At 42.7% G+C, this 22,309-nt stretch carries 20 protein-coding genes; 11 read left to right on the top strand and 9 right to left on the bottom strand.

All coding sequences use genetic code 11. From position 1 onward, the window contains the following. Nucleotides 1-17: 17 nt before the first annotated feature. Together MKY18_RS03555 and MKY18_RS03560 are read right to left on the bottom strand one after the other, a co-directional pair. Nucleotides 18-1,097: a DUF3900 domain-containing protein gene (locus MKY18_RS03555; protein ID WP_012009211.1), complete on the bottom strand. Its 1,080-nt coding sequence runs from the start codon at nt 1,095-1,097 to the stop codon at nt 18-20. Between the two features lie 198 nt (nt 1,098-1,295). Beyond that, nucleotides 1,296-1,445 (bottom strand): DUF1540 domain-containing protein, encoded by a 150-nt coding sequence (locus tag MKY18_RS03560; protein ID WP_080773021.1) that lies wholly within the window; start codon nt 1,443-1,445, stop codon nt 1,296-1,298. A 356-nt stretch (nt 1,446-1,801) separates the two neighbouring features. Here MKY18_RS03560 and rfbF point away from each other — a divergent pair, with 356 nt between their 5' ends. Genes rfbF through MKY18_RS03585 form a run of 5 tightly spaced genes read left to right on the top strand, consistent with a single transcriptional unit; the run spans nt 1,802 to nt 6,583 of the window. Next, nucleotides 1,802-2,566 carry a glucose-1-phosphate cytidylyltransferase gene (gene rfbF / locus MKY18_RS03565; RefSeq protein WP_185107520.1) on the top strand — a complete coding sequence of 255 codons (765 nt, stop codon included), beginning with the start codon at nt 1,802-1,804 and terminating at the stop codon, nt 2,564-2,566. Nucleotides 2,567-2,570: 4 nt separating this feature from the next. Next, nucleotides 2,571-3,542, top strand: coding sequence for a GDP-mannose 4,6-dehydratase (locus MKY18_RS03570; RefSeq protein WP_041816148.1), 972 nt, complete (start codon nt 2,571-2,573; stop codon nt 3,540-3,542). 12 nt (nt 3,543-3,554) lie between these two features. After that, nucleotides 3,555-4,466, top strand: coding sequence for a putative nucleotide-diphospho-sugar transferase (locus MKY18_RS03575; protein WP_185107522.1), 912 nt, complete (start codon nt 3,555-3,557; stop codon nt 4,464-4,466). After that, on the top strand, nt 4,463-5,653 hold the full coding sequence (locus tag MKY18_RS03580; protein WP_044141582.1) for a glycosyltransferase family 2 protein: 1,191 nt from the start codon (nt 4,463-4,465) through the stop codon (nt 5,651-5,653). Before MKY18_RS03575 ends, MKY18_RS03580 begins: the two co-directional genes overlap by 4 nt. Next, nucleotides 5,654-6,583: a putative nucleotide-diphospho-sugar transferase gene (locus MKY18_RS03585; RefSeq protein ID WP_044141583.1), complete on the top strand. Its 930-nt coding sequence runs from the start codon at nt 5,654-5,656 to the stop codon at nt 6,581-6,583. It abuts the gene before it with no gap. Nucleotides 6,584-6,619: 36 nt separating this feature from the next. Here MKY18_RS03585 and MKY18_RS03590 read toward each other — a convergent pair whose 3' ends face one another. Further along, entirely contained in the window at nt 6,620-7,858 is a 1,239-nt protein-coding gene (locus MKY18_RS03590) for an MFS transporter (RefSeq protein ID WP_106066702.1), read from the bottom strand. A 134-nt stretch (nt 7,859-7,992) separates the two neighbouring features. After that, nucleotides 7,993-10,032 (bottom strand): penicillin-binding transpeptidase domain-containing protein, encoded by a 2,040-nt coding sequence (locus MKY18_RS03595; protein ID WP_044141585.1) that lies wholly within the window; start codon nt 10,030-10,032, stop codon nt 7,993-7,995. A 261-nt stretch (nt 10,033-10,293) separates the two neighbouring features. On the opposite strand from MKY18_RS03595, the gene MKY18_RS03600 reads away from it, so the two are divergent. Next, nucleotides 10,294-11,709: a DASS family sodium-coupled anion symporter gene (locus MKY18_RS03600; RefSeq protein ID WP_044141586.1), complete on the top strand. Its 1,416-nt coding sequence runs from the start codon at nt 10,294-10,296 to the stop codon at nt 11,707-11,709. A gap of 5 nt (nt 11,710-11,714) precedes the next feature. Here the strand turns inward: MKY18_RS03600 and MKY18_RS03605 are convergent, their stop codons facing one another. Then, the gene (locus MKY18_RS03605; RefSeq protein WP_223252861.1) at nt 11,715-11,963 is read right to left on the bottom strand and encodes a hypothetical protein; all 249 of its coding nucleotides are present in this window, start codon (nt 11,961-11,963) and stop codon (nt 11,715-11,717) included. A gap of 16 nt (nt 11,964-11,979) precedes the next feature. On the opposite strand from MKY18_RS03605, the gene MKY18_RS03610 reads away from it, so the two are divergent. Further along, nucleotides 11,980-12,219, top strand: a complete 240-nt coding sequence (locus tag MKY18_RS03610) for a hypothetical protein (protein ID WP_044141590.1) — start codon at nt 11,980-11,982, stop codon at nt 12,217-12,219. Between the two features lie 6 nt (nt 12,220-12,225). Further along, nucleotides 12,226-12,459, top strand: a complete 234-nt coding sequence (locus MKY18_RS03615) for a hypothetical protein (RefSeq protein ID WP_003214167.1) — start codon at nt 12,226-12,228, stop codon at nt 12,457-12,459. Nucleotides 12,460-12,497: 38 nt separating this feature from the next. Here MKY18_RS03615 and MKY18_RS03620 read toward each other — a convergent pair whose 3' ends face one another. Then, a complete protein-coding gene (locus tag MKY18_RS03620) occupies nt 12,498-13,889 on the bottom strand; it encodes an amino acid permease (RefSeq protein ID WP_044141591.1) in 1,392 nt (463 codons plus the stop codon). 180 nt (nt 13,890-14,069) lie between these two features. After that, nucleotides 14,070-15,143 carry a glycosyltransferase family 2 protein gene (locus MKY18_RS03625; RefSeq protein WP_044141592.1) on the bottom strand — a complete coding sequence of 358 codons (1,074 nt, stop codon included), beginning with the start codon at nt 15,141-15,143 and terminating at the stop codon, nt 14,070-14,072. Between the two features lie 133 nt (nt 15,144-15,276). Between MKY18_RS03625 and MKY18_RS03630 the strand changes: the two genes are divergently transcribed. Beyond that, nucleotides 15,277-17,160 carry an ABC-F family ATP-binding cassette domain-containing protein gene (locus tag MKY18_RS03630; protein WP_044141594.1) on the top strand — a complete coding sequence of 628 codons (1,884 nt, stop codon included), beginning with the start codon at nt 15,277-15,279 and terminating at the stop codon, nt 17,158-17,160. Nucleotides 17,161-17,237: 77 nt separating this feature from the next. Here MKY18_RS03630 and MKY18_RS03635 read toward each other — a convergent pair. Continuing rightward, nucleotides 17,238-18,388 (bottom strand): IS3 family transposase gene (locus MKY18_RS03635; protein ID WP_106030396.1). Its coding sequence is split into 2 segments (ribosomal slippage): nt 17,238-18,115 and nt 18,115-18,388, totalling 1,152 coding nucleotides; the frame shifts between segments, so codons are not numbered across the junction. 220 nt (nt 18,389-18,608) lie between these two features. Between MKY18_RS03635 and MKY18_RS03640 the strand changes: the two genes are divergently transcribed. After that, on the top strand, nt 18,609-19,034 hold the full coding sequence (locus tag MKY18_RS03640) for a MerR family transcriptional regulator (protein ID WP_044141247.1): 426 nt from the start codon (nt 18,609-18,611) through the stop codon (nt 19,032-19,034). A 214-nt stretch (nt 19,035-19,248) separates the two neighbouring features. Continuing rightward, a complete protein-coding gene (locus MKY18_RS03645; protein WP_044141249.1) occupies nt 19,249-20,439 on the top strand; it encodes an MFS transporter in 1,191 nt (396 codons plus the stop codon). A gap of 216 nt (nt 20,440-20,655) precedes the next feature. Here the strand turns inward: MKY18_RS03645 and MKY18_RS03650 are convergent, their stop codons facing one another. Further along, entirely contained in the window at nt 20,656-22,209 is a 1,554-nt protein-coding gene (locus MKY18_RS03650; protein ID WP_044141251.1) for an ABC-F family ATP-binding cassette domain-containing protein, read from the bottom strand. Nucleotides 22,210-22,309 lie beyond the last annotated feature (100 nt).

The raw sequence follows: 22,309 nt of genomic DNA on the forward strand, positions 1-22,309 counted from the left end.
GAGGCAGTCATATTCTCTTATTCTAAGTCTGAATCGTAGGCTTTTTGCGTCAGCTGGCTGACAACCTCTTTTAACCCATTTGGTTTATGGAATTCTACAGGTGTGCTTCCTTTTTCGAAGACGATTTGGTCTGCTTCAACGAGCACGACATATCGATTGTTGACCTTCGCAATATGGATCGAGTGGCCAAAGTCCGCTAGAAGCCCTTTGATTTCTGTTTCACCTAGACGCATTTTCATTGTGATGTCAGGGGTTTGTTCCACAATGTGAGAAGCTGCTAGTGTGACCTGTTCTGTATCGAGTGTTTCTCTAATTTCTCGTTTTTCACTCGCTTCCCATATTTCAAGGTCCTCTTCAAATTGCTTTAATTCTTCACTTTCATCCTGTAATGTTTCAAATACTTGTTCCTGCACCATGTTCATGACCTGTGATTTCATGATTTCAGGCATTGATTCTCCGTATTCGACGAATTTCAGAAAGTCCTCAAAATAACGAGCATGTGAGGATTGGTGAATTTTCACTTCAGCTTCCTCTGTCATGCCCTCTTCTGGCATAAAAGGGTATTGAATTGATTTCATGTTTTTAGTTGTAATCGCCATTTCTACTTTTTTGATCAAGGTAGATGTATCAGCGATAGAAGCGACTTTCTGTTCAAAATCGCATTTCATAATAAAGACAAAGGAGTCATCGAAGTACTTTTTAGGAACGGCAGACGCAACTAAAAAAACGCCGCCTCTGACAGCACTTGTATCTAAATACGTGCGCACAAACTGTTCACTGCATTCATTAAATACTTCTTTTGTATCGGCAAATCTCGTCTGATGAAATAAATTGTAGTTTGGATTTGAATCGAGTTCATGACCGGGTTCGACAATGAATCGGCCAATTTTGGTCGGTACTTGTTCAGATTTAGGGTGTCTGTCCACTTTTCGTTTGACGATTTTTTTTAGTTCACCATCTAAAAAGTCCTTCAGCTCACTTTGTTCAAATTCCTCTTGATCTAATGTTTGATAATGCTTGAACCGTTTATTTGCTTGTTCATCTTTGCCTTCGATTTCCACGACAAAGAATGATAGAAAACGTATCGTAAAATCCATTGATTGGTCACCACTTTTTCTTCTTCGGATATGTTGAGTATAGAAAAAGGAGTGAAAATCGTCAACGAATGGAGAAATATCGTGTCATTATTTCCCGAGAAATGTTTATGGAAAAACACTTGATAATAATTATCATTCTTGATAGAATGATAAAAGAAAAGAAGGAACCTGCCAGTTCCTTCACCTCAGAAAAATCACTTATTTTGTTTCAAATGTTTCGCAATCAGTTTCAGCATTGCGAGTCACATCAGCCATTGTGTTTTTACCAATTTTAATGGTAGAAGCCGTACAGCTGTTATCAGCCCAAAAACGGCAAGAGTTCACTTCACAAAGTACGTTTTGTGCCATGGGAATTCACCTCCGTGATTCATATTGAGAATGAAGCAAGCTGCCACTTGAATTCATTCCATCTAGTAGTCTCTTGATAAAAAGAGGCTGTTTGTGCTGTTGATGCACATGTTTATCATACCATCTACCCTGATAATATACAATTTAAACTTTGAAAGAGCGAGAATACAAATCTCGCTCTTTTTTTATTTGTAAAAATAGTTAAATGCTAGGTGGCACCCTCTCTCATTTCGACATATGAATAGAGTAGATTCAAAACCTGATGTCGGACAAAGTATGAGGGTACATGTACTGATTTTCCGCATAAAGATAAGGTTTTCAATCAAAAATTTTTCATAGAGAGATGAGGGGAGAAGATGAAAGCAGTCATTCTCTGCGGAGGAAAGGGAACGAGAATGAGTGAGGTCACACAAGCGCTTCCTAAACCACTTGCTATGATCGGAGATCGGCCTATTCTATGGCATATTATGAAAATCTATCAGTATTACGGAGTAGATGAGTTTATCTTATTGCTTGGATATAAAGGAGAGAAGATCAAAGAGTATTTCCTGAACTACGACTGGCGGCATCACAGCATGAAGCTGGATATGGCAACAGGGGAAATAAAGCTTTTAGGAAAGTCAGAGAACTGGAAAATCACCTTTTTAGATACGGGCGAGAATACGATGACAGGCGGACGGTTAAAGCAGGCACAGGACTACATTGGGGATGAGACATTCATGATGACGTATGGTGATGGACTTGCCAATGTCAATATGTTTCATCTGCTGAAGCGTCATCAGGAGCTTGGGGCAGCTGCGACTGTCACAGGAATTGAAAAGAAGTCACAGTACGGGACGTTGAAGGTATATAACGGGATGGCACAATCCTTCTCTGAGAAGACAGACAGTATCGGGATGATCAATGGAGGATTTTTTGTGTTGTCTCCAAAGGTATTTGACTATTTGACAGACGATGACCAATGCGTATTTGAAGCGGAGCCTCTTCAAAATTTGGCGAATGATGGAGAGCTTGCGGTTTATGAGCACCACGGATTTTGGACAGCGATCGATACGTATAAGAACCTGAAGGAAATCAATGGCATGTGGATAAATGGAAAACAACCATGGAAGGTTTGGTGACGGCATGAGCGGATTTTGGAATGGGAAAAACGTGTTTGTGACTGGATGTACAGGACTATTGGGAAGCTATCTCGTCAAGGAATTGATTGATCAAGGTGCAAACGTAACTGGACTTGTGCGTGATCAGGTGCCAAGGTCGAATTTATATCAAGGCAGTCAATTTGAAAAGATGAATGTGGTACAAGGTGCATTGGAGGATATGCAAACGATTGAACGTGCGTTAGGAGAATACGAAATTGATACTGTCTTCCATTTGGCGGCGCAGGCCATTGTTGGGGTTGCAAATAGACACCCTGTTTCTACATTTGAAGCCAATATTTTAGGGACATGGAATGTACTCGAGGCTTGCAGAAGACAGCCTCTAATCAAACGAGTCATCGTGGCATCAAGTGACAAAGCATACGGCGATCAGGAGCAGCTCCCATACGATGAAGACATGCCGCTAAATGGGAAACATCCGTATGATGTATCAAAGAGCTGTGCAGATTTAATTTCTCACACGTATTACAACACATATGGTCTTCCAGTTTGTATTACGCGCTGCGGCAATTTATACGGGGGTGGGGATTTAAACTTTAACAGAATCATTCCGCAAACCATCCAGCTTGTGCTAGAAGGAGAAGCGCCTGAAATTAGAAGTGATGGTACTTTTATTCGTGATTATTTCTACATTGAAGATGCGGTTAAGGCTTATTTGCTGCTAGCTGAGAAAATGGAGGAAAAAGGGCTCGCCGGAGAAGCATTTAACTTTAGTAATGAAATTCAGCTGACGGTTCTTGAGCTCGTGGATAAGATTTTAAAGGCGATGGGCAGTGAACTGAAGCCTCGTATTTTAAACCAAGGAACGCATGAGATAAAGCATCAATATTTGTCGGCAGAAAAGGCGAGAAAGCTGCTTGATTGGAAGCCAGACTACTCGATTGATGAAGGTTTAGAGAAGACGATTGAATGGTACCGCGAATTCTTTCAAAAATAGAGGTGTAAGTAGATGAACAGCATATATTGTACGGTTCTATCAAGTGGAAGACTTTATCAAGCCATTGCGTTTTTCTTGTCATTGAAGCAAGTAGAAGATGATGCTGTCATCAAGACGTTATGTATGGATGATGCTGCATTTGACCTGCTTCATCAAATGAATTTTCCTCATGTTGATCTTGTTCATGTACGGGTGCTCGAAACGCCAGAGCTGCTGGAGAAAAAAGAGGAACGGGATGCCTCGGAATATTGCTGGACATTAAAACCGATGTGGATTGAGTGGTTATTTGAACAGGAGCAGGCAGAAGGAGTAACCTATCTTGATGCGGATTTATTTTTTTATGAGAGCCCGCAAGTGATTTTTCAACATCAGCCGGATGCCTCTGTTTTACTTTCGAGAGGGGATATTGTGATTCCGAGCTTTGATCCTGAGGAAGTGAAGATGCTTCAGAAGCTTTTAGGTCGCTATAACTCTGGCTTCCTGCATTTTAAAGGAGATAAAGCCGGACGAAAATGCCTCAGCTGGTGGAAAGAAGAATGCTTAAAGGAATGCAAAAATGCACCGGGCGAAGGCAAGTTTGGCGATCAAGGATATCTCGATCATATGCCGAAGCTGTTTGAAAAAGTGGAGGATATTCAAACAAAAGGCGTGAATATTGGTCATTGGAACTATGGGCAGCATTCCTATCGGGAAGAAAATGGACGGATTTTGCTGGAGGATGGGCATCCGCTCATTTGCTATCATTTCAGCGGCTTTCGCATCGTGAGCAAGGATGAGATGCAGCAAATTCATGAAAAGGGGAGAGATGATCTGCCGTTTTTTCAAGAAGCCTATCGAAACGTGCTGCGCCATGTGATTGAATCTGTTGAGCAGGTCGATCCGCTGTTTAACGGCTATGCCAAATTGGAGGAGGATGACGCATGAATGAGAAACCAAAGGTAAGCGTCATTATTCCGAGCTATAATGCCAAAGAGCGTTTAGAAGGGAGTCTTTTTTCCTTAACGCTTCAGGATACGAATATTCCGTTTGAGGTCATTGTCGCCGATAATGGGTCAACGGACGGCACGATGGAAATGCTTGAGAACATTGAGGTGAATTTTCCGTTTAAAAAGGTACGTATTCCTGTCAATCAAGGGATTGCCAAGGGTCGCAATCATGCCATTCGCGAGGCGGAGGGGGACCTGTTGATATTCCATGACAGCGATATGCTGGCAGAGCCGCAATTTATTCAAAAGCATGCGGAGGCACATGCTGATCATGAGGACCTTGTCATTTGCGGTGTATGCTGGAAGCGGATTTATCGTTATTTTTACGAAGCATTTGAGCAGGAGCATATCAAGCGGTTGAAAAAGCAAGGCTTGTATAAGCGGAAAATGAAAGATAAAACGCCTCTTTTATCAATGAAGGAAGTTGAAAATGGTGCATTTCTAGAGAAAAGCTTCGATTTGCAGTCTGAGTTTATTGCTATCCTCAAAGACATTTTGCGCACGTACAACTATGATTTAGGCTCTTATGAGCTGCCGTGGCGATTTTTTATTACGAATAACTCCTCTGTCAAACGCAAGCATGTCATCACGCTCGGGATGTTTGATGAACATATCGTTCGGTACGGGTTTGAGGATTATGATTTAGGAATTCGTCTGCATCAGCTGGGTCTCTCCTTTGAATTGCGAGAGGATATCATGAGCGTGCATCAGGAGCATCCAAGTAATTTAACGTCATTTGATGACATCAAATATAACATTTTGTATATGTGCGAGAAGTACAACAATATTGATGCCATTGATGTCCATTTGGCTTTCTCTGGTCCATTTTCTCACACCGTCACAAATGACATTGTAAAAGAAGTCCGGCAGCTGCGTGATAATCCGGTATTCGATGGTCTGCTCTCTTATTTTTTAGAGCTGCTTCATTTGATCACAGAGCGGAATGTGGGCGTCAAACGCGATAATAAAGATCAGCTAACAGCTAGACATGTCCCTTTGAAAAAGCTGGCAGAGGCAGCGCAGCTTGCACGGCAGGAATATGGCTGCACAGTGGTTGTAGAAGCCATTCAAGGGCTGACGAAAGAGCTATTACGCGTTGATTTGTTCCAAGTGGATGTGTTGTAGATGGCGTCTTATCATTTTACAACCATTGTGTCGAATACCCATGTTTTTAAGCTTTTGGCGCTGATTCATTCGCTTGAACAAACCGCTCATTCATTCAAGCTGTCTGTTCTATGTGCAGACCCTTTGGCTTACAAGGTGTTAAGTGAATTTCCTCATCCGCATGTTCAATATGAACAGCTTGAAAATATTGAAGATGAGACGCTGCGAAAGGCAAAGGATGATCGGACGTTCCATGAGTATTGCTGGACGTTAAAGCCCGTTTTTTTGCTCAAAATCCTTGAGTCTTCAAAAGCGGATTATCTCGCCCATTTGGATACGGATTTGTATTTTTATCATGATCCAGAGGCGATATTTGCAGAGAATCCACTCGCTCATTTATTTTTGACGGATCATATGAATTCCGAGCGGTTCTATCACTTTTATGAGTTGTCTGGCCGCTTTAATACTGGATTTGTCGGCTGCCGCAACACAGACGTTGCCAAACGGGCGGTCACACAATGGAAGGAAAACTGTCTTGCACACTGTACAGTCGAAATGGATACAAAAAATAAGACGTATGGAGATCAGCGGTATGTTGAAAGATGGGTCGATGATTTTGAAGGGGTTCATGTGGTGACATCTAAAGGAGCCAATGCCGCGATTTGGAATATTGAAAACTACAAGCTTTCAGTTGTGAAAGGGGAAATGTATCTCGACGAATGTCCACTCTTGTTCTATCATTTTTCTGCCTTTACGATCATTGATGAGAATACGTTTAATCTGAATTGGTATTACTATATGACAGAACAAAGGCTTGTGAATCATTTATATATTCCATATGCCGATTTGGTTCATCAAAAAATTAAACAGGTGCAAAAGGTCTTTCCAGAATTCCAGCAAGGGTTTATTGCAAAGAAGCATGTACCTGATACGCATTTTTATGAGATATGAAAAAAACCGCTCAATCACTGAGCGGTTTTCTCCTTTTTATGATTCATTCCATTTGGAGATGGTTTGATCGCTAGGTAGTAAGAAGGCCAGGATACCTAATATCGGTAAAAAGGCGACTCCGATCATAGTAGGCGTTAAACCGAAGGCATCAATGAATGAGCCTAGAGCGACCGATCCGATGGCACCCATACCAAACGCAAGCCCAACCGTTAAACCAGACATTGTGCCAATTTTCCCGGGAAATAGTTCTTGAGCATAAACGACTGTGACAGAGAAGCTTGACGTCAGAATGACCCCAATCAGTCCAAGTAAAACATAGGCAAAAACAGGTCCGGCAAATGGCAGCAGCAAGGCAAGTGGAAAGGATGCCAATAAGGAAATTAAAATCACGGTTTTCTTGCCAAAGCGGTCTGCAAGCGGCCCGCCTAAAAATGTCCCAATTGCACCTAGAATGAGAAATAAGAAAATATAAGTCTGTGATTCTTTAATCGTCAATCCATATTGTTCAATCGCATAAAACGCATAGAAATTTGATATCGCATTTCCATACCAAGAGCGGGCAAAGATGAGAAAGACGATAATGCCAAGTGCTGTGAGTGCTGACTTACGGTGAAGTTCAGATCTTGCAGCTTTTGCGGGAGCTTTTTTCGCTTGAGCTCGAATGGTTTGAAGTCTTCCTGCGTACCATCTTGAAATATAAAGAAGGAAACCGACAGCAATCATTCCAACAATCGTAAACCAAGCCACGCCTGGCTGACCGAGAGGGACGAGCATGAATGCAGCGATCAGCGGAGCAAAGGCTTGACCTGTATTTCCGCCTACTTGATAGATGGACTGTGCAAGTCCTCGTCTTGGACCAGCTGCCATGTTGGCAACGCGGGAGCCCTCTGGATGAAAAATGGCAGAGCCGAGTCCGATAAAGACAACGCAAAGCAAAATGGTGGCAAAGGAAGGCGCAAACGCAAGCCCGAATATACCGACAGCACTAGAAAATAAAGCAATTGGGAGTGCATAAGGCATCGGTCGTTTATCTGTGTACCACCCAATAGCGGGTTGCATCACGGAGGAGACCATATTTAATGTAAAGGCAATTAGCCCTAATTGTGTAAAGGTCAGCCCCATTGAGCGTTCTAAAATAGGGAACATCGCAGGAATAACGGCTTGCAAAGTGTCATTGAGCATATGACAAATGCCAATAATCAATAAAATGGGATAAATCGTTGATCCAGTGACAGAATTTTGAGGTTTATCCTTTGTACGAGCAGCAATAGCCAATGAGACTTCCTCCTTTCATTCAACTGTTTTCAATTTTGCATTCTTCTCATTTTATTCATAAGGTGAACTATAAAACAATAGCAAATTGTCATGATTTAGAAAAAAGAGACACAAGCGTTTGTGTCTCTAAATGGTTACTTATAAAAAGTTGCGATGACAGGCTTCATTTTTTGAATGACGAGTCCACTACCGCCGCGGTTTTTTACATCTTCAATCATGCCGACGAGGACGTAATCTTCTTTTTTAGGATTAAATGCAAGTAAAAATCCATTTTCAGAACCGTCTGTTGCCCCTTGTTTGCTCTTTAGCTCTGCCGTTCCTGTTTTAGCGGCAATATCAGCTCCTTCCATTTGTAAGGAGTGAGCTGTACCGTTTGGACTCGTCACGACCTGAGTGAGCGCGTCTTTCACTGTATTTGCCGAGTCTTCTTTGATGATTTGTTTTGGTGATGCTGTTTTCTCGTCTTGAACGACTCGAGGATAGACAAGCTTGCCTCCTGTTGCAAATGGAGAATAGGCATGTACTTGTTCAATCGGTGACATGAGTAATTCGCCTTGGCCATATGCCGAGTCAGCAAGTAAGATGTCCGATTGAATGCCGTCGTTCGATACTTGCGCTGGTTTCATTGTAAATGGCATGTGCAAATCTTCGCCAAATCCAAATGCTTTTACTTTTTTCTCATAGGTGTCTTTGCCAATTTCCAGAGCTTCCTGTCCAAAGTAAATATTATCTGAGTACACGAGGGCATCAACCATATTTACGTTTTCTTTATCGTGAACCCGTGTAATTCGATAATTACCCCAAGATTGATCTTTTTGCCATTTTAGTCCATGGATGGTGCGTACTTTATTAGGCTTTGTGACACCTGTTTCCAGCCCGATGGCTGCTGTAATGGTTTTGAATGTAGACCCTGGTGCATACCGGCTCGCATACCGGGCTTGGAATGGGAGATCTGGGTTTTCACTGTATGCCTGATATTGCTTAGGTGTGATCCCGTTTGTCATAAGATTGACATCATAGGAAGGGGCGCTGACAAGCGCTAATAGATCCCCCGATGATGGATTTATGATGGTGACAGCCCCTTTTTCACCTTTCAGCTGTTCATAGGCTTTTTTCTGTAAAGAGGCATCAATGGTCAGCTTCACTGTTTTTCCATCTTGTCGATCTGATTTTTGCAATGTTTCTTCAATGCCTGTTTCATCATGGACGATCAAAATGCTTCCGCCATCTTGTCCGCGCAAGTTTTGGTCAAATGTGAATTCAAGTCCGGTTTTGCCAATGATTTGATCTGCCTTTAATGCCGGATTTCTTTTGATATCATCTGCATTTGCTTTTCCGACATAGCCGGTGAGATGGGCGGCGGCTTCGTTATAAGGATAGTAGCGCATTTCCTTCGATTGATAGGTGACGCCTTTTACATCCTTTGGAATCGGCTTTTGCTCTAACATCGATTTGAGCGGGACAAACGTGTCGTCTGTGACCCATGCTTGTTTCAGCTGATTGTCGATTAGTTCTTCATCTATATCAAATGCCTTGCTGATTTTTTTGATATTGCGTTCTTTTTCTTCCCCTGTGCCAAGCTTTCCTGGGATGATGCCAAGTGCGCTTCCACCAGTTGTTTCTGCTAGGGTACGTCCTTTTCGGTCGACGATGTTTCCGCGGACAGCAGGGTCTGATTTGACTTTGATGGTATCTCCCTTCTCCATTTGCGGGAAGATGAGATTTGGCTTCCAGTCGACTTTCCATTTGTCATCTTCTTCTGAGAGAACGCCCTTGTAAGAAAGCTTGTGCAGCTTGCCAAATGACGTTTTCATTGTTACATCATAGGAAAATTGATACCCATTTCCTTTGTCCTGTTTTTCGACGTTGAGCTTTGATATGTTCAGATCATAAGCACCAATTCCGTTGAAGATATTGTCATATTTTTCGGCTAGTTGTTTTTTTGAGAAGTCATTGGCTTTCAAAGACGCACTTGTTACCTCATCAGCCAGCTTTGTAAAGTCTTTCTTCTCCATTTGTTTTGTAAAGGATTGAGCCGCTTTTAAAGCTTCTTTTTCTTTTGACAAAAGAGAATCTTTTAAGAAAAAGAAAGCAGCAGCAACTACGATGATACTAAGAATGGGGATCATGACTTTTTTCTGTTTCCAAAATGATTTTCGTTGATCTGTATACAATGAAAACACCTCAATTTTTGATTAGATCTTCTATATTTTACAGTGATTGCACATGATTTGTATAGTTTCTCCTATGAAAATAGACCAATGTATCATGTCATGGTTTTGGGAATGGGACGAAAATGATAGATGGTTTCTATGAAAGATATCTTCATTTTTTCTTATGATTTAAAGGATTTCTTAAGAGATCATCGAATGTGGAAAAAAAGAAAAATATACAAGCGCTTTCAATAGGGGGGAATTGTTATCGTTTATAAAAAGGTGAATGTGATTGGACTTGTTCTTGGACCGGCACTCTTCTTGCTCGTTCTTTTTCTCATACCTGAAAATGAATTGACCTATGCTGCGAGGGTAGTCTTGGGCATTACCGCTTGGACGGCTACATGGTGGGTGACAGAAGCACTGCCCATCCCTGCAACATCTTTATTGCCGATCATCCTACTGCCGACACTTGGCGGACTTTCTATGGAACAGACATCAAGGGCTTATGGAGATCCGATCGTTTTTATGTACATGGGAGGATTTATGATCGCAATTGCCATTGAAAAATGGAATCTGCATAGAAGAATGGCCTTACACATTTTAAGGGTGATTGGCACACGAAGTGACCGCATTGTCTTAGGTGTCATGATTGCGACTGCTTTTTTATCTATGTGGATTTCAAATGCAGCGACAGCACTGATGATGCTGCCAGTGGCACTTGCAGTCATTAAAGAGGTCAAGGCTAATGACATCTTAGCTGGTCCATCTCTTGAGCGATTCAGTAAAAGCATTTTATTGTCGGTTGCGTATTCAGCATCAATTGGTGGTCTAGCAACACTTGTCGGCTCTGTGCCAAATGCGGTGTTTGCTGCCATGTCAAAAAAACTGCTAGATCGGGAGATTATGTTTTTCGAATGGTTTTTGTTTGGGTTTCCCGTTGCGATCGTTCTGCTCATTCTCTTATTTCTGTATTTAACAAAGATACAGTTCAAAGTAGAGCATACAGGGGACATGAGTGTAGCGTTTATTCGAAAAGGTTTAGAGGATTTAGGGAAAATGAAACAAGAGGAAAAATGGGTGTTTGTTGTTTTTCTTATGACGGCGTTTTTGTGGATTTTTAAGCTCTTTTTGTTTGGAGGGATCACCGTATCTGATACATCTATCGCCATTTTCGGTGCCATGCTGTTATTTCTCATTCCAGCAACAAATGGAGAGAGAATATTAGAATGGCAGGATATGAAACAGCTACCGTGGGGGCTGTTGCTTTTGTTTGGAGGTGGGCTGTCGCTCGCTACGGGCTTTGCAGAAACCAATCTAACAGGATGGATCGGGGAAAATCTACAGCATTTAAATGGGCTTTCGTATATCATGCTATTGATCATTTTAACGGGAGCGATTTTGTTTATGACTGAAATTATGTCAAATACAGCTGTTGCCAATATGATTATTCCGATTACGGTAGGGCTTGGGCTTGCGATTGGCATCGAGCCCTATGGGTTAATGGCTGCGGCTGCTTTGGCTTCCTCATGTGCGTTTATGCTGCCGATTTCCACGCCGCCAAATGCCGCTGTTTTTAGTGCGGACGTGCTGAAAATATCTGATATGGTCAGGGCAGGCTTTTGGTTAAATATCATGAGTATTGTGGTGATTGTCCTTGCGGTGTATTTCTGGCTCCCGATTGTGCTTAAAAGCTGAGCGCATTAAGAGGAGGAAGGCTTTGATCGAATCGAGACTGTCGGTGTTTTTGTTTCTTTTGGCTTCGGTGGTGGTGTTGATTTTTTGATGTGAGTGTCCTTTGGCGTGTAATAGGTTGCCCCAATATTGAGCCTGCCTTGAAGCTGGTCAATGGAAAGCTCCCCAAACTCTAAATGGTAATCAATTTTGTCCACATGCAGGGATTCAATATGAATGTGTGTATCCTCTGAGACAGGAGAAGCTGGTGCGGACATTTTTTGCTCGAGAGCGATGAGTCTTTTTTCCAGCTCGGTGACAGAGGGGGATAGACTGGAAAATGCATCGGCGGTGAATGTCGGACAAAATTTGTTAGCAGAGTGGCAAAACTCAGATAAAAAAAATCAGGGGTACGGACAAAATTTTGGAGATGCCAGCGGTTTTGTCGGGACAAAAAGCCATGTAGATGATCGAGATCAAGTGGACTCACCTGCCTCTTTTTCACCAGCAGCTAAACCCATTCAAAGGAAGTGACGTGTGATGTTATTCTCACCCTCAGTTGTCAATGTCGGTGCTTTTAAAATCAATGCAATGGATCGGGGTGCATCACTGACGCTAGGTCCTTATCAGCAGATCGATTATTTTCTCTCAATGAAATTGAACCAAGGATTTGGAGAGGACAATGGAGATTGTTCACCGCTTGTCATTCCGATTTCAAGCGTGTTAGATCCAGATATGGTGGACTCAAATTCAGCCAAAAACAGCGTGATTTAAGCAAAAAAAAAGAGACCGGGAAACCCCGTGTCTCTTTTCTAATGTGTTGCATTCAGATGACTTTTTCGTCTTGCATAGGTGAAATAAACAACGACACCAATGGCCACCCAGATCAGGAAGGCTCTCCATGTCACCCATGAAAGGGTCGTTGCGAGTGTGATACAAATGACCGCACTGATAATCGGAAGAACAGGCACGAAAGGCACTTTAAACGCTGCTTTGACATTCGGGTGTTTTTTCCGTAAAACGATGACGGCAATTGAAATCACTGTAAAGGCTGCAAGTGTACCGATGCTGACTAAATTCGCGAGCGTCGATAAGTTCACAAAACCTACGATACATGCTGCGACAGCACCTGTCAGCCATGTGTTGGCAACGGGTGTTTGCGTTTTTGGATGAACCTTTGAGAAAATCTTTGGCATGAGTCCATCGCGGCTCATCGCAAAGGTTAGGCGTACCTGCGCATAGACCAAGGCAATTAAAACCGTTGTGATCCCAATAATGGCACCGGCTGATATGATACCTGCCACACTATGAAGGCCCACGACTTGAAGAGCAAATGCGACAGGGTCACTGACATTCAGTTTCGTATAGTGAACCATGCCGGTTAAGACAAAGGACACACCGATGTATAAAACGGTACAAACACCGAGCGCTCCAATAATACCAATCGGCATCGCCTTTTGCGGATTTTTGACCTCTTCAGATGCATTGGCGATCGCATCAAATCCGAGATAAGCAAAAAAGACTGTTGCCGCGCCTGCGATCACGCCTTCAAAGCCCATCGGCATAAAAGGTGTCCAGTTTTCAGGTTTGACGTACGCAAAACCTGAGATGATAAAGAGAAGGACAATGGCAATTTTAATCAGCACAATGATGTTATTCAGTTTCGTGCTTTCTTTGACGCCTCTTGAGACGATAAAGGTGATAAGCAAAATAATGAGTGCGCCTGGAAGGTTAAAGACGGCCCCATCAGCGGCTCCAGGTGCAGCTGATAATGCCTTCGGTATGTGCAGACCGAATCCACTGAGCAGTGATTGAAAATAGGACGACCATCCGCTTGCTACAGCAGAGAGCGCAATGACATATTCAAGCATGAGATCCCAGCCCATTAAGAAGGCGAGAAATTCCCCAAGTGTGGCGTAGGAATACGTATAGACGCTGCCTGACACAGGAATGGACGAGGAGAATTCAGCGTAGCAAAAAGCAGCAAGGGCGCATGCGATCGCAGCTAAAATAAAAGATATAATAATCGCAGGTCCCGCATCTTTTGCCGCAGCAACCCCCGTAATCACAAAGATACCAGTCCCGACCACGCAGCCAATGCCAAGCAAGATTAAATCAAACGTATTTAACGATCGGCTGAGCCGCTTCGTCTGACTTTCAAGCATGAGCTGGTCGAGAGACTTTTTTCGAAATAAAGAACTCATGTTGACCTCCTAATGGATAAATCTTTTCGTAAGACGAGTGTTAGTATATGCTTAAATGACAATTTAGTCAATTGGTTGGAGAACGCTTTAAATCACTAAAGTGTTAAACGACACAATCGAATTTGTGCACAAAAAGAGACATCCGCCAAGAGATGGAAGGCGGATGTGGTGACATATAGTCTACGTCTGTTTAGTAAATATTTTTTCATTATACAGTACACTTGGATGAGTGGGGGAATGGGCGGCGGATGCATGGTGATGGGTTTTGGCTTTCTCCAGATCGCCGAGCTGATAATAACAATAGCAAAGCTGAAGGTGAGGATACCACGTTTTATACTGTGTGAGTGTGAAGGCTGTTTCGATTTCAGGAGCCTTCAGCGCCTGCTCATACCAAAAGATCGCTGCTTGATGTTTATTTTGAATTTTTAGATGATCCCCGATTCGGCAGCAAAATTCTGGACGAGGCTGATCATATAAGAAAGAACGTAATAATGAGGATAAAGCCGCTTCCTCGAAACCGACTGCATAATAGCAGTCAGCTAAATTTTGGCATGTGCGAATTTCATCCTCAATCCAGCATTGTTTTGTCGCTAAAAATTCATGATAAAAGCGAATCGCTCTGACATGCTGCCTGTTATCTCTTAATTCATTGGCAAAGTAAAAGAGATCGCGGGGCGTCATTTCTTCGCCTTTTGCCAGCATGTCTTCATAGATGCGCAGGTTGCGCCCGGGCTCACCAGCGGTCGTTTTCTTGCTCTTTTGATGTGTGACAGCTATATCGGCTGGTAAGATATTTCCATACACCTGAAGAAACTCATGAACGGCCCCGTACCACTGAAAGTTCAAGGCACGCTTCACAAGGCGATTTCTTCTATATTTAAAGTTCACCCGACCGTCTTGATCAAATCCCACATGATAAAACATTGAGACGGCATCTACTGAAGGATCAAGCGTCTCTTTGAGCTGAAGAAATTTTTGACGGTCTTCTTCTAGCAGAACATCGTCTGCATCAAGCCATAAAATATACTCTTTCGTTGCACGTGAGAAAGCGAAATTACGGGCTTTGGCAAAATGCTGAACCCATTCGAAATCAAGTACCTTGGCTGAAAAGGAGTGAGCAATCTCCTTCGTACGATCTGTTGATCCTGTATCAACGATGATTATCTCATCTGCAATGTCTTGGACAGAGGAAAGGCAGTCCGCTAACACCTCCTCTTCATTTTTCACGATCATACATAAGCTAATGGTTACCATCTTTAGATCACCTCTTCATAGTGTATCGAGCAGCAAAAGGAAACATTCTTTTCAGCAGCAGGTTTTTTAAAACTAGTTTTCTGCTACTGGCTGATTTAAAATAAAGGAAGAATCTATGTAAGGGCTGATAAAAATGAGTTTATTGAATGTTGAAGGATTATATAAAACCTATGGCGAGAAAACGCTGTTTGATCATATTTCTTTTCATATAGAACCAAAGGAACGCATCGGATTGATTGGACCAAACGGAACAGGAAAGTCAACGCTCCTAAAGGTCATTGCAGGACTTGAATCGTTTGAAGAGGGTGATATTACGAAGGCAGGGACACTTGATATCGAATTTCTTGAGCAAGACCCTGAAATGATCGGGGATGAAACGATTCTTGATTACATTTTTTCTGGAACGGCACCCATGATTCAAACGATGAAGGCATATGAACAGGCGCTCGCCGATTTAGAGCATGATCCGCAAAATGAAGCAAAACAAGAGGCGCTCATGCGCATGCAAAATCGAATGGATCAGGAAGACGCATGGGATGCGAACCTGTCAGCCAAAACGATTTTGACAAAGCTTGGCGTCAAAGATGTGAGCCGTTCTGTTCATGCCTTATCAGGCGGACAGAAAAAGCGTGTCGCGATTGCTAAAAATTTAATTCAGCCTGCGGGATTGCTGATTTTAGATGAGCCAACCAACCATCTCGATAATGCAACGATTGAATGGCTCGAAGGATATTTGAGTCAATACAGCGGTGCTGTCATTCTGGTGACGCATGATCGTTATTTCCTCAACCGTGTGGCCAATCGGATTTATGAATTGAATCAAGGACAGCTCTATACGTATAAAGGAAATTATGAAGTCTTTTTAGAAAAAAGAGCGGAACGAGAAGCAGAAGCTCAGGTGAAAGAAACGAAGCGTCAAAACTTACTCAGACGAGAGCTTGCATGGCTGAGAAGAGGGGCAAAAGCAAGAACGACGAAGCAGAAAGCACGCATCGGCAGAGCCGAAGAGCTGATGGATCAAAAAGGGCCTGATGCAAAGGGAGAGCTGGATTTCGCCATCGGTTCCCATCGCCTAGGAAAACAAGTCATAGAGGCAGAAGACTTGTCGATTTCATTTGCTGGCCAGACCCTTGTGGAGCGGTTTACAGACTTAGTCGTGCCGGGCGACCGGATTGGATTTATCGGACCGAATGGAGTCGGAAAAACGACGCTACTCAACTGTCTAGCGGGGAAAATAGAACCGACTTCAGGACAATTGACGATTGGACAAACCGTTCGTATTGGCTATTACACGCAGGATCACAAAGAAATGGATGAAGAGCTGACGATCATTGAGTACATCAAGGAAACAGCTGAAATCGTTAAGACATCTGATGGCGCCATAGTGACAGCAGAGCAAATGCTGGAACGGTTCCTATTTCCAAGATCCATGCAGCGGACGTTTATTCGCAAGCTGTCAGGAGGAGAACGCCGCAGATTGTATTTATTGAAAGTCTTAATGGAAGAACCAAATGTTCTCTTTTTAGATGAGCCGACGAACGATCTTGATACGGAGACCCTCAGCATTTTAGAGGATTATTTAGAACAGTTTCCTGGCGTTGTCATGACCGTATCGCATGATCGTTATTTCTTAGACCGAGTGGTTCATCGTCTGCTTGTCTTTGAAGGAAATGGCCGCATTTCGCACTACCAAGGTGCTTACAGCGATTACATGGAGCAAGAAAAAGAGGCGAAGCGGACAGAGACAAAGCCTGCTGAGAAACAAGTAGAAGCGGCGCCTAAAAAGAGAAAAAAACTTTCTTACAAAGACCAGCTTGAATGGGACGGAATTGAAGACCGGATTCAGGCATTAGAGGAAAAACATCAGCAGCTTGAAGCAAGCATTGCAGAAGCAGGCAGTGATTTTGGGAAAATTCAAGAACTGATGGATGAACAAAAAGCCGTTGCTGAAGAACTAGAACAAGCAATGGACCGCTGGACAGAACTGTCACTGATGATTGAGGAATTAGAGGGTTAATCCTAATAAGATGATTGAAAAAAACCTGTAGAATTTTGGGACTGACCCCCGTTTTTGAGACAGGGATCAAAACACCTTTATACAGCCAATTGCCGATAGTTTATCGGTGATTGGTTGTTTAGTTTCGTTTGAATACGAATGTTGTTATAATAATAAATGTATTCTTTGACAGTGCGTTCTACGATGCTGGTCGTAGTGCGGTCAATCCTGTTAAGATAGAACGTTTCAGACTTTAGTGAGGAATGAAACGATTCGATGGAGGCATTATCAGCGGGCGTCCCTTTACGGGACATGCTCATGGTAATGCCTTTTATATGAACAGCTTTCTGATACTCGTAAGATGTATACACAGAACCTTGATCGCTATGTAACACGCAATTCTCAGGCAGTGCTGGGAGCTGATTAAGTGTGTTTAAGATAAAGTCTGTGTCCTGCTTATCACCAATCGTAAAAGCAATCACTTCTCCATTATATAAATCCAATATACTGGAAAGGTACAATTGTTTCTGTCCATAAGGCAAATACGTGATGTCCGTTACTAGTTTTTCAAGAGGGCGATCAGACTGAAAGTTCCGATCCAGTATATTACCGGCCACGGCATAGGGCTGCCCATTCTTCTTACGCTTTTTCATTTTAACCCGGCATTGCCACTGGTTTTTCTGCATGATACGTTGAACAGTTTTATGGTTAATACGCATTCTCCTTTTTAGTATAGCTGTGATTTTTCGATAACCATATCGATATTTGTGCTTTCGGCACAACGTGCCGACCTGTTTCTCTAGTTGTCTTTTAGAATGATTCTGAGTCAGATCCTTTTTCCATCTATAATACGAAGTACGTAAGATGCCTAAATGGACACAGATGTCCTGTACCGTCATCGTTTTGCACAATTCTTCTACCAGTTTGATTGACGTTTCCTTATCAACTTCCTTTCCAATTCGTTGTACTTTTTTAAAACTTCATTCTGTTGACTCAAATAGCGATTTTCTGCCTGCAGTCTCTCTAATTCGGAAGAGTACTCGGGACCCTTTCCATAGGTATATTGTTTTCCAACAGGCTGTTCGAACCGGTGTGTATCCCCAGCCTTATGCCACCTCACCCATGTCTGAACCTGCGTCTTATTCTTGATATTCAATTTCTGCATGATCTCTTTCATAGGTACGCCTGCCAATCTCATTTCTACAGCCTTCTGTTTGACTTCAACCGGATAACTCACTCTTGTCCCCATAGAAAAAACACCTCCATGTTTTATTTCGGATCACAACGATCCATTTTCAAACTTGAAGGTGTTTTTTATTTGTCTCATCTTATGGGGTCAGTTCCTTTTCTACAGGTTTTTTTACTTTACATCAAAACACGAGAAAATCAAGAACTCAAACATTTACGTTTACGTTAAGGTTATAAAGGTGTATAATAAATCATGAATTGATGAGCAGGAGGCACTGGCAATGGAATGGATGAAAATTGATCAAGTGGCGAAAAGAAGCGGACTGACGAAACGGACGATTCGTTTCTATGAAGAGATTGGTTTATTATCAGCACCAAAGCGGACAGAGGGCGGTGTCAGGCTGTACTCAGAGGACGACATGGAAGAACTAGAAAAAGTAATGCAGGCAAAAGAGGTACTCGGCTTTTCTTTACAAGAGCTTCAATCGTTTATGGAAATAGGAAAGCAATTAGAGCTGAATAAAGAAGGCTACTTGCTGTCGCTTGATCCGAAGGAAAGATTAGAGAAGCTGTTAGATATTGAGGCGCAGCTGACTGTGCAGCATCAATTGATTACAAAAAAGCTTGAAACGATTCAATCCTTTAAAAAGGATCTTGAAACGATGAAAGAAAGAGCGGCTCATGCGATTGAGCAATTACAAAAATAAACACCTCAGTGTGTTTATTTCAGCGTGTAGCCAAACCCTCGCATTCGCCCGCAGGTCTGCGCGCTGGTGCTCACGAATGTTCAATTCGCTCCGCAAAAGTAGCTGCCCTTCCTAGGGCTGCAAAGGTTTTCTATCACGCTGAAAAGAAGACAAAGTGCTAAAATAAACATCATTTTAGCACTTTGTCAACATTTGAAGGAAAGGTTCTGATGGAATGAAGGAAGAAGAAGTGTTAAAACAGCGTACAAGTCTGCTTAGGCAGCCGAAGGCCGTCTGGGCTGTTGCCTTTGCATGTGTGATTTCATTTATGGGGATAGGACTTGTGGACCCGATTTTGCCGGCCATTGCATCACAATTAGATGCATCTCCAAGTCAGGTCTCACTTTTATTTACGAGCTACTTACTTGTAACCGGCTTTGTGATGTTTTTTACCGGCTATATCTCTAGTCGGATTGGTGCGAAATGGACGTTATTAATCGGACTTATTTTTATTATTGTCTTTTCTGCTTTAGGCGGTACCTCTTCAACGATTAACGAATTAATCGGCTTTAGAGGCGGATGGGGCATTGGGAATGCCTTATTCATTTCAACGGCTCTCTCTGTCATTGTTGGCGTGTCTGTTGGAGGAAGTGCGAAGGCCATTATTTTATACGAGGCTGCACTAGGTCTTGGGATTTCGGTTGGGCCGCTGCTTGGCGGAGAGCTTGGGACGATCTCTTGGCGTGGACCATTCTTTGGCGTTGCAGTGTTAATGCTTGTTGCTCTTTTAGCTATTACGTTTATGCTTCCACCGATGCAGAAGCCTCAGAAAAAGGTGAAATTATTCGAGGCTGTCGGGGCATTAAAATATAAAGGACTTTTAACGATGGCATCTGCCGCTTTCTTATACAATTTTGGTTTCTTTGTGCTTTTAGCGTATTCGCCATTTGTGCTTCATCTGGATGAGCATGGTCTTGGTTATGTCTTCTTTGGATGGGGGCTATTTTTGGCCGTGACATCCGTCTTTTCAGCGCCGGTCATTCATCGAAAGCTTGGGACATTGACTTCTCTTGTGGTTCTGTTTGCTTCGTTTGCTGTGATTTTATTCGGTATTGGGATCTGGACTTCACATGTAGTAGTTGTCATCTGCGGAATTGTCATTGCTGGGGGTATTCTTGGCATGATCAATACTGTGCTCACGACCGCTGTGATGGGATCAGCACCGGTTGAGCGTTCCATTGCTTCATCCTCTTACAGTGCTGTACGGTTTATTGGGGGCGCGATTGCTCCTTGGATTGCCGGCGTACTTGCTGAATCTTATACAGCAAGCACCCCTTACTATGTTGGGGCGGCTGTCGTTCTGTTAGGCATGATCATCTTGCTTATTGGTCGTAAGCATCTTATCAATATTCAAGTAGGTCATTAAATAGAAAAAGCCTTATATCTGCATCAGATATAAGGCTCAGCGTGTAGACAAACCCTCGCATTCTTTGTCAGGACTGCGTTCCGGTGCTCACGAATGTTCAATTCGCTCCACTCCGGTACTCGTCCTTCCTAGACTTCAAAGGTTTTCTATCACGCTGAAAAGAAGACAAAGGGCTAAAATAAAGATCATTTTAGCCCTTTGTCAACAATTTGAAGCCTATAATACTTTTGTCGTCCAAGACTCGCAATTCCAAGTTTCAGTTGCTACATCTTGATAAAATTCAGGTTCGTGAGAGATCAATAAGACGCTCCCTTTGTATTCTTTTAATGCACGTTTTAGTTCTTCTTTGGCATCGACATCCAAGTGATTGGTCGGCTCATCGAGAACAAGTAGGTTGGTTTCTTCATTGATCAGCTTACAAAGACGGACCTTTGCTTTTTCTCCACCGCTTAAAACAGACACGCGGCTTTCAATATGTTTTGTCGTTAATCCGCATTTTGCAAGAGCAGCTCTCACTTCATATTGCGTGTAAGAAGGGAAGGTGCCCCATACTTCTTCAATACAGGTGTTGCTGTTTTGCTCTTTTACTTCTTGCTCAAAGTAGCCAATATGAAGGAATTCTCCGCGTTCCACCTCACCCGAAATTGGCGAGATTTCTCCAAGGAGACTTCGCAGCAATGTCGTTTTTCCGATCCCGTTAGCGCCGTATAGCGCAATTTTTTGCCCGCGTTCCATTTTCAGATTCAATGGACGAGAGAGCGGTTCATCATAACCAATGACCAAATCTTTTGTTTCAAAAATCAATTTCCCGGAAGTCCGTGCCGTCTTAAAGTGGAATTCAGGCTTTGGCTTTTCTGCTGCGAGTTCAATCATATCCATCTTATCCAGTTTCTTCTGACGGGACATGGCCATATTTCTTGTGCTGACACGCGCTTTGTTTCTTGCCACAAAATCCTTTAATTCAGCCACTTCCTGCTGCTGCCTTTTATAAGCTGCTTCAAGCTGCTGCTTTTTGACTTCGTACACTTGTTTAAATTGATCATAATCACCAACATAGCGCGTGAGCTCTTGATTTTCAACATGATAGATCAAGTTAATGACGCTATTTAAAAACGGAATATCATGTGAAATGAGGATAAACGCATTTTCATATTCCTGTAAATAGCGCTTCAGCCACTCAATATGCTGCTCATCTAAATAGTTGGTCGGCTCATCGAGAAGGAGAATTTCTGGCTTCTCTAACAGCAATTTCGCAAGCAATACTTTTGTACGCTGCCCGCCGCTCAGCTCCGTCACATCACGGTCCAGTCCAAGATCGGTTAACCCAAGACCTCTCGCTATTTCTTCAACCTTGGAATCAATGATATAGAAATCATTGTTTGTGAGCGCATCTTGAATGACGCCCACTTCCTCTAACAGCTTTTCCAGCTCATCAGGATCGGCTTCACCCATTTTGCCGTAAATGTCATTCATCGCTGCTTCCATGGAAAATAAATAGTGGAATGCATCCTGAAGCACTTCGCGGATCGTTCTGCCCTTTTCTAGCACAGTGTGCTGATCAAGGTAGCCGACACGGACATTTTTCGCCCATTCCACTTTTCCTGCATCTGGCTCCAGCTTGCCAGTAATAATATTCATAAACGTTGACTTTCCTTCACCGTTGGCGCCAATTAAGCCGACATGCTCGCCTTTTAATAAACGGAAGGAGACTTCGTGAAAAATGGCTCTGTCGCCAAAGCCATGGCTTAAATCTTTAACAGATAATATCATTTTTTACACCTCAAATAGATTCAAAACGGCTAGTGCCTCTCATGATTATATCGAACTGTCCGGCTTGATAAAAGCATCAAAAGAAAAATTGCGTTTCAAA

The sequence above is a fragment of the Bacillus sp. FSL R7-0672 genome (genome assembly GCF_038601465.1).
Taxonomy (GTDB): Bacteria; Bacillota; Bacilli; order Bacillales; family Bacillaceae; genus Bacillus; species Bacillus pumilus.

Excerpts from the sequence above, each read along its gene's own strand:
- MKY18_RS03555 (WP_012009211.1), bottom strand. The coding sequence starts at position 1,097 with ATGGATTTTACGATACGTTTTCTATCATTCTTTGTCGTGGAAATCGAA.
- MKY18_RS03560 (WP_080773021.1), bottom strand. The coding sequence starts at position 1,445 with ATGGCACAAAACGTACTTTGTGAAGTGAACTCTTGCCGTTTTTGGGCT.
- rfbF (WP_185107520.1), top strand. The coding sequence starts at position 1,802 with ATGAAAGCAGTCATTCTCTGCGGAGGAAAGGGAACGAGAATGAGTGAG.
- MKY18_RS03570 (WP_041816148.1), top strand. The coding sequence starts at position 2,571 with ATGAGCGGATTTTGGAATGGGAAAAACGTGTTTGTGACTGGATGTACA.
- MKY18_RS03575 (WP_185107522.1), top strand. The coding sequence starts at position 3,555 with ATGAACAGCATATATTGTACGGTTCTATCAAGTGGAAGACTTTATCAA.
- MKY18_RS03580 (WP_044141582.1), top strand. The coding sequence starts at position 4,463 with ATGAATGAGAAACCAAAGGTAAGCGTCATTATTCCGAGCTATAATGCC.
- MKY18_RS03585 (WP_044141583.1), top strand. The coding sequence starts at position 5,654 with ATGGCGTCTTATCATTTTACAACCATTGTGTCGAATACCCATGTTTTT.
- MKY18_RS03605 (WP_223252861.1), bottom strand. The coding sequence starts at position 11,963 with ATGTCCGCACCAGCTTCTCCTGTCTCAGAGGATACACACATTCATATT.
- MKY18_RS03610 (WP_044141590.1), top strand. The coding sequence starts at position 11,980 with ATGAGTCTTTTTTCCAGCTCGGTGACAGAGGGGGATAGACTGGAAAAT.
- MKY18_RS03615 (WP_003214167.1), top strand. The coding sequence starts at position 12,226 with ATGTTATTCTCACCCTCAGTTGTCAATGTCGGTGCTTTTAAAATCAAT.
- MKY18_RS03620 (WP_044141591.1), bottom strand. The coding sequence starts at position 13,889 with ATGAGTTCTTTATTTCGAAAAAAGTCTCTCGACCAGCTCATGCTTGAA.
- MKY18_RS03625 (WP_044141592.1), bottom strand. The coding sequence starts at position 15,143 with ATGGTAACCATTAGCTTATGTATGATCGTGAAAAATGAAGAGGAGGTG.
- MKY18_RS03630 (WP_044141594.1), top strand. The coding sequence starts at position 15,277 with ATGAGTTTATTGAATGTTGAAGGATTATATAAAACCTATGGCGAGAAA.
- MKY18_RS03640 (WP_044141247.1), top strand. The coding sequence starts at position 18,609 with ATGGAATGGATGAAAATTGATCAAGTGGCGAAAAGAAGCGGACTGACG.
- MKY18_RS03645 (WP_044141249.1), top strand. The coding sequence starts at position 19,249 with ATGAAGGAAGAAGAAGTGTTAAAACAGCGTACAAGTCTGCTTAGGCAG.
- MKY18_RS03650 (WP_044141251.1), bottom strand. The coding sequence starts at position 22,209 with ATGATATTATCTGTTAAAGATTTAAGCCATGGCTTTGGCGACAGAGCC.